Raw genomic sequence first — 7108 nt, forward strand, 5'->3', positions numbered from 1 at the left:
GAGACGATGCGGACCGTCCGCGCGATCGCGATCAGCACGACGATCGCGAGCACGACGCCGATGACGATGGTTGCGACGGTTCCGATGCTCAAGTCGTCCATCCCGCGCGACTCTGGACGGGGGTCAGCCGCCGACCGCGACCGACGTGACGCCCTCGTCGGCGAGCGCCGCCTGCGCGGCAGCGAGGCGGGCGAGCGGCACCCGGTAGGGCGAGCACGAGACGTAGTCGAGCCCGATCTCGTGGCAGAACGCGACCGAGCGCGGCTCGCCGCCGTGCTCCCCGCAGATCCCGAGCTTGAGCTCCGGGTCGACGCCACGCCCGCGTTCCACGGCGATCCGCATCAGGTCGCCGACACCCTCTCGGTCGAGCACCTCGAACGGGTTCCGCTCGAGGATGCCGTGCTCCAGGTAGTACGTGAGGAACTTCCCCTCCGCGTCGTCGCGCGAGAAGCCGAGCGCCGTCTGCGTAAGATCGTTCGTCCCGAACGAGCAGAAGTCGGCGTGCTCGGCGATCTCGTCGGCGCGCACGCACGCCCGCGGGAGCTCGATCATCGTCCCGACGCTGTACTCGACCTCCGCCTCCTCGGCGGCCACGCGGTCGGTCAGCTCCCGCAGGCGGCGGAGCTCCTCGGCGAACCCGACGAGCGGGTGCATGATCTCGACGAGGGGAGCGTCACCGGTCCGGTCGGCGACCGCGCGGGCGGCGCGCACGATCGCCCGCACCTGCATCTCGTAGACCTCGGGCCACTGGAGACCGAGGCGGCAGCCGCGGGTGCCGAGCATCGGGTTCGCCTCGTGGAGCTGCTCGATGCGGCGCCGCATCGCGTCCGAGGTCGCCTCCTCGACAGACGGCAGGAACTCGTGCAGCGGCGGGTCGAGCAGGCGGATGGTGACCGGGAAGCCGGCCATCGCCTCGAAGATCGCCTCGAAGTCCCCCTGCTGCACAGGGAGCAGGCGGTCGAGCGCGCTCCGGCGCGCCTTCTCGTCGGACGCCAGGATCATCTCCTGCACCACGGGCAGGCGGTCGGCGGCCATGAACATGTGCTCCGTGCGGCAGAGGCCGATGCCCTCGGCGCCGAACTCCCTCGCCTTCGACGCATCCTCCGGGGTGTCGGCGTTCGCGCGCACCCGGAGCCGGCGGGACTCGTCGGCCCAGCCGAGGATCGTCCCGAAGTTCTCGTCGATCGCCGGCGGTACCAGAGGCACGCTGCCCACGATCACGCGGCCCGTGCCCCCGTCGATCGTCAGCTGGTCGCCTTCGTTCAGCTCCAGGTCGCCGATCCGCACCGTGCGGGCGCCCGTGTCGATCGAGAGGGCCTCGCACCCTGCGACACACGGCTTCCCCATGCCGCGCGCCACGACGGCGGCGTGGGACGTCATCCCGCCGTGCGCCGTGAGCACGCCCCGCGCATGGACGAGCCCGTGGATGTCGTCGGGCGTCGTCTCCCAGCGGACGAGGAGCACGTCGTCCCCCGCCCGCCCACGCTCCTCGGCGAGGTCCGCGTCGAGCACGATCGCGCCGGATGCGGCTCCCGGAGAGGCGTTGAGCCCGGTTGCGACGACCTCGACCTCGGCAGCCGGGTCGATCATCGGGTGCAGCAGCTGGTCGAGCTGGCCGGCGTCGATCCTCGCGACCGCCTCCTCACGTGAGATCAGGTCCTCCCCGGTCATCTCGACCGCGATGCGGAGCGCCGCCTGCGCCGTCCGCTTCCCCGTCCGCGTCTGCAAGAGGTAGAGCGTCCCGTCCTCGACGGTGAACTCGATGTCCTGCATCTCGCGGTAGTGCTTCTCCATCTGATCGAGCGTCTCGATCAGCTGCTCGTAGGCGGCTGGCAGGATCTCGCGCAGGCGCTCGATCGGCTCGGGCGTGCGGATTCCGGCGACGACGTCCTCGCCCTGCGCGTTCAAGAGGAACTCGCCGTACAGGCGTCGCTCCCCGGTGGACGGGTCGCGCGTGAAGCAGACGCCCGTGGCCGAGGTGTCGCCCATGTTGCCGAACACCATCTGGACGACGTTGACGGCCGTGCCGAGGTCGTCGGGGATGTCGTACGTGCGGCGGTAGACCTTCGCGCGAGGCGACTCCCAGGAGTCGAACACCGCGCGAATCGAGCGCTGCAGCTGCTCCCGGGCGTCCTGCGGGAAGGACTCGCCGACCTCGCGTTGATAGATCGACTGGAACGTCCCGATCAGCTCGCGCAGGTCGTCGGCCGTCAGCTCGACGTCCTGGCGGATGCCACGGCGCTCCTTGAGGCCCTGGAGCTCGCCCTCGAAGAGGTGCCCCTCCACCCCGTCGACCACCTCGCCGTACATCTGGATCAGCCGGCGGTAGGAGTCGTAGGCGAACCGCGGGTTCCCGGTCGCCTCGGCGAGCCCTTCGACCGCCGTGTCGTTGAGACCGAGGTTGAGGATCGTGTCCATCATCCCGGGCATCGAGATCGCAGCGCCGGAGCGAACGGAGACGAGGAGCGGCTCGTGCGCGTCCCCGAACCGCTTGCCCGAGCGGTCCTGGAGCCGCTCGACATGCTCGTCCACCTCGGGCCAGAGCGGCTCGGGCACCTCTCCCGTGCGCATGGTCTCGCGGCAGGCGTCCGTCGTGACCGTGAACCCCGCCGGCACCGGGATGCCGAGGGCGGTCATCTCGGCGAGCCCGACTCCCTTGCCTCCGAGCAGCTCGCGCCCTCCGGGGGCCTGCTCGTCGAAGGCGTAGACGAGGCGCATGGCCGCGATCCTACGTACAGGTGCGCGACCGCGTCGCGGATCGGGAAACTACGTACGTGCGGCGCGTCGCGATCATCGCCACCGCGAGCGGCTGCGGGAAGACGACGTTCGGGCGCGCACTCGCCGCGCGGCTCGACGTCCCGTTCCACGAGCTCGACTCGATCCACTGGCGCTCCGGCTGGCGCGAGACCGAGGCGTCCGACCTACGCCGTCGCGTCGCCCCGCTCGTCGCGGGCGACGCGTGGGTGATCGACGGCTCGTACCGCACAAAGCTCGGCGACCTCGTGCTCGAGGCGGCGGACACCGTCGTCTGGCTCGACCTGCCGCGGCGGGTCTGGCTCGCGCGGCTCGCCCGCCGGACGCTCCGACGCCTCCTGTTCAGCGAGGAGCTCTGGAACGGCAACCGGGAGTCGCTCCGCGGCGCGCTCGTCGGGCCGGGGTCGCTCTTCGGCTACGCGCTCCGCACCGCCCCTCGCCGACGGCAGCGCTGGCCTCGCGAGCTCGCACGCTTCCGCGTCGCGCGACTTCGCTCGCAGGCCGAGGTCGACGCCTTCGTCAGGCACGTCTGGTGCCAGGACGGGCAACCGGCCTCAGAGACCGATTTCTGTCAAGGGCAAACCGCGCCGAATCCGTACCGTTCGTTCCACAGGCCGTGAGACCCCTATCCGTGCGATCCATTGTCCGAAGACGATGGGTCGTCGACACGGGGCTCCGTCGGCTGTTACGCGGAATAGGCGACTGAGCAGGCATTTCGACCTGTGGACGAACCGGCACACATCCGGCACGGCTCGGGGTTGACGAAGATCGGTGTCTGATACCGGTCTCCGCCCGCGCACGCTCGGCGGCGTTCTGGTGACCCTCGTCAGCGAAGGCGCGAACGGAGCTCCGCGACCCAGGCAGCCGCCCGAAGGCCGAGCCAGATCGGCGTCAGCACGACGTAGAAAAGCACCATCGCGACGCCGAGCGCCGTCCACCAGATCAGCCAGTACCGGACCGGCGCCCAGCCCTTCTCCGCCAGGTCGCGGTGGACACCTCGCGCGAGGCGGCCGTACTTCGCGTTCGGCGAGGTCACGCCTTCGCCGTGTCCCGTCGCCGGTGACGCTCGACCACCAGGCGAATGATTCGCATCGCCGTCTCCTCCACGGACAGCTCGGAGACGTCGATCACGGGGCAGCGAAGCCGCCGATGGATCCGTGACGCGGCCTCGAGCTCCTCGAACACGACCTCGAGGTCCGCGTAGCGCCGTCGCGGGCCTCCCATCGAGCGGACGCGCTCCTCGCGGATCTCCGCGAGGCGCTCGGCGTCGATCGTCAGCCCCACGATCTTCGCCCGGTCGATCTCGAAGAGATGTTGAGGAAGCTCCACGCCGCGCACGACGGGGACGTTCGCCGCCTTGTGACCGAGGTAGCCGAGGTAGATCGACAGAGGCGTCTTCGACGTGCGCGAGACGCCCACGAGCACGATGTCGGCCTCGTCGAGCCCGCCGCCGATGCCGTCGTCGTAGCGCACGGCGAACTCGATCGCCTCGATCCGCTTGAAGTACGTCTGATCGAGCGGCGCGCGGGCGCCGGGCTCCATCCGAGCGGCGACGCCGGCGACACGCGAGATCGAGTCGATCGGGTGGCCGAGGAGGTCGCAGTAATGGACGCGCGAGCGGCGGCAAAGCCGCCGCATCTCCTCTCGCAGGCCCGGCTCGACGAGCGTGTAGACCATCACCGCAGGCCGCCCGCGGGCGCGCGCGACGGCGAGCGCGAGATCCTCGATCGACTCGACGCGAGGATGCCGCACCTCCTCGAACGGAAGATCGGGGAACTGTGCCTCCAGCGCGAGGACGAGCCGGGCTGCGGTCTCGCCGGTCGAGTCGGAGAGGATGTGGAGCTCGACGGGGACCTGGTCGCTCACCGGCGGGAGGCTACAGCCGCCGCCCGCCCGCCGGTGAGAGCCAGGAGGTCGGCGGGTGCGAGCTCGAGCTCGAGCCCGCGCCGACCGGCGCTGACGTGGATCGTCTCGAACGCCAGCGCCGAGTCGTCGAGCACCATCGGTAAGAGACGGCGCTGGCCGAGAGGGCTGATCCCGCCGGTGACGTAGCCGGTCGCCCGCTCGGCCGCCTTCGGGTCGGCCATCCGTGCCCGCTTTCCGAGGGCGCGGAGGTCGAGTTGCATCTCGACGGGGACGACGGCCACGGTGAGCTCGCCGTCGACGTCGGCGACGAGGGTCTTGAAGACGCGTGCAGGATCCAGACCCAGCTTCTGGACGGCCTCGACGCCGAACGACGCGGCGCGAGGGTCGTGCTCGTACTCGTGCACCCGGAAGGCGATCCCCGCGCGCTCGGCCGCGGTGATCGCCGGAGTGCGCCGCCCCGCCACGCGGCCGAGGGTAGCGTTGGCGGCTCGATGGCCGCCGACGTCACGATGGACAAGATCGTCTCGCTCGCGCGCCGCCGGGGCTTCGTGTTTCCCTCGTCCGAGATCTACGGCGGCCTCGGCTCGTCGTACGACTACGGCCACTACGGCGTCCTCCTCAAGGAGAACGTCAAGGCGCGCTGGCTCGAAGCGATGGTGCAGGAGCGCGACGACATCGTTGCGCTCGACTCGGCGATCATCCTGCACCCGAAGATCTGGGAGGCCTCCGGTCACGTCTCGGGCTTCACCGACCCGCTCGTCGACTGCCGGTTCTGCAAGAAGCGCTTCCGGGCCGACCATCTCGACGAGGAGCAGTGCGGGAAGCGGCCGAGCAAGCGGCCCGGCGAGACGCCCGACTGCGACCTGACCGAGGCGCGCCAGTTCAACCTCATGTTCGAGACACGGGTCGGCCCGGTCGAGGAGACCGGCCAGAAGGTCTTCCTCCGGCCCGAGACGGCGCAGGGCATCTTCGTCAACTTCAAGAACGTCGCCCAGCTCGCACGCCGCAAGCCACCGTTCGGGATCGCGCAGGTCGGGAAGTCCTTCCGCAACGAGATCACCCCCGGGAACTTCATCTTCCGGACGCTCGAGTTCGAGCAGATGGAGATGGAGTTCTTCGTGCCGCCGCCCGAGGCGGACGAGTGGTACCGCTACTGGATCGACGAGCGGGTCGCCTGGTATGTCCGCTACGGCATCCGGCCCGAGAGCCTGCGCGTGCGCGCCCACGAGGCGGACGAGCTTTCGCACTACTCGAGCGCGACCAGCGACATCGAGTACCTGTATCCCATCGGCTGGTCGGAGCTCGAGGGGGTCGCGAACCGGGGAACGTTCGACCTCACCGCGCACTCGGAGGCGTCGGGCACGACCCTCGAGTGGGTCGACGGGGGAAGCGGCGAGCGCTACGTGCCCGCGGTGATCGAGCCTGCGGCCGGGGTCAACCGCGCGATGCTCGCATTCCTCTGCGACGCGTACGACGAGGAGCTGGTCGCGGAGCGGCAACGGACGGTGCTCCGCCTCCACCCCGAGATTGCGCCGGTGAAGGTCGCCGTGCTCCCGCTCGTCCCGCGCGACGTCGGGATGGCCGAGCGGGCGCGCGCGCTCCACGCGGAGCTCCGTCGCGTGATGGTCGCCGAGCACGACGACGGCGGTCAGATCGGGCGCCGCTATCGCCGCCAGGACGAGATCGGGACGCCATGGGCGTTGACGGTGGACGAGCAGACGCTCGTCGACGAGACGGTGACGATCCGCGATCGCGACTCGCTGGCGCAGGAGCGCATCTCGATCGCGCGCGCGAGAGAGCATCTGCTCGACCGCCTCGCAGCGGCCTGGACGCCGCCACCGCACACTTCCTGAGCAGGCGGCTCGCGGGCAGCGCGAGGGTAAGCAAGGAGGGCCGGAAGTACACTCAATCTGCGATGGCGACCGCACAGATCTTCACGCCTGCGCTCGCGTCGCTCGGCGACCTGGTGCCACACGACGGGATCCTCTCCCCGGAGGAGCTCGAGCAGCTCGCGGTCGACATCGTCGACAGGCGCGACATCTGGGAGCCACTCGTCCACCGGGATGCGCACAACAGGCGATACGAGCTGATCTGTGAGGACGAGCGGATGGACGCCTGGGTGCTCTCCTGGATGCCCGGGCAGGGAACCGGCTTCCATGACCACTACATCTCCGGTGTCGGGCTCTGCTGCGCCGCCGGCGGCGTTCGGGAGGACTTGCTCGTCTACGGCGGCAACGACATCGAGCTCCACCTGCGCCCTGGCGATGCACGACGGGGCGGCCCGGGATACATCCACCGGGTGCGCCACGAGGCCGGCGCGCCGGCGGTCACGATCCACGTCTACTCGCCGCGCCTCGACTGGGTCGGTCAATACCGCCTCGCGGAGAACGGCATCGTGCGGCGCGAAGTGCGCCCCGGGCGGAACGAGCTGACCGACCAGCTCATCTCCGAGGGCGCCCTCGAGCGCGTGCTCGAGCGGTTCTAGTCC

At 70.3% G+C, this 7108-nt stretch carries 7 protein-coding genes; 3 read left to right on the forward strand and 4 right to left on the reverse strand.

Translation table 11 applies throughout. The features are described 5' to 3' along the window. Positions 1 to 123: 123 nt before the first annotated feature. The gene (ppdK, locus tag VNM44_RS01020) at positions 124 to 2718 is read right to left on the reverse strand and encodes a pyruvate, phosphate dikinase (protein ID WP_325621638.1); all 2595 of its coding nucleotides are present in this window, start codon (positions 2716 to 2718) and stop codon (positions 124 to 126) included. Positions 2719 to 2738: 20 nt separating this feature from the next. On the opposite strand from ppdK, the gene VNM44_RS01025 reads away from it, so the two are divergent. Continuing rightward, positions 2739 to 3374, forward strand: a complete 636-nt coding sequence (locus VNM44_RS01025; RefSeq protein WP_325621640.1) for a shikimate kinase — start codon at positions 2739 to 2741, stop codon at positions 3372 to 3374. Between the two features lie 206 nt (positions 3375 to 3580). On the opposite strand, the gene VNM44_RS01030 is transcribed toward VNM44_RS01025, so the two are convergent. From VNM44_RS01030 to ybaK, 3 genes are read right to left on the reverse strand one after another with little or no spacing between them, the layout of a single operon-like run. Continuing rightward, positions 3581 to 3790, reverse strand: coding sequence for a hypothetical protein (locus tag VNM44_RS01030; protein ID WP_325621642.1), 210 nt, complete (start codon positions 3788 to 3790; stop codon positions 3581 to 3583). Further along, on the reverse strand, positions 3787 to 4620 hold the full coding sequence (locus tag VNM44_RS01035; protein WP_325621644.1) for a pyruvate, water dikinase regulatory protein: 834 nt from the start codon (positions 4618 to 4620) through the stop codon (positions 3787 to 3789). The genes VNM44_RS01030 and VNM44_RS01035 overlap by 4 nt, the downstream gene beginning before the upstream one ends. Further along, a complete protein-coding gene (ybaK, locus tag VNM44_RS01040; RefSeq protein WP_325621646.1) occupies positions 4617 to 5084 on the reverse strand; it encodes a Cys-tRNA(Pro) deacylase in 468 nt (155 codons plus the stop codon). The genes VNM44_RS01035 and ybaK overlap by 4 nt, the downstream gene beginning before the upstream one ends. A gap of 27 nt (positions 5085 to 5111) precedes the next feature. Here ybaK and VNM44_RS01045 point away from each other — a divergent pair, with 27 nt between their 5' ends. Beyond that, positions 5112 to 6473, forward strand: coding sequence for a glycine--tRNA ligase (locus VNM44_RS01045; protein WP_325621648.1), 1362 nt, complete (start codon positions 5112 to 5114; stop codon positions 6471 to 6473). A gap of 62 nt (positions 6474 to 6535) precedes the next feature. After that, on the forward strand, positions 6536 to 7105 hold the full coding sequence (locus tag VNM44_RS01050) for a hypothetical protein (protein ID WP_325621650.1): 570 nt from the start codon (positions 6536 to 6538) through the stop codon (positions 7103 to 7105). The last annotated feature ends 3 nt before the right edge of the window (positions 7106 to 7108 follow it).

It is taken from the genome of Gaiella sp. (assembly GCF_035558935.1).
In the GTDB taxonomy this organism is placed as follows: Bacteria; Actinomycetota; Thermoleophilia; order Gaiellales; family Gaiellaceae; genus Gaiella.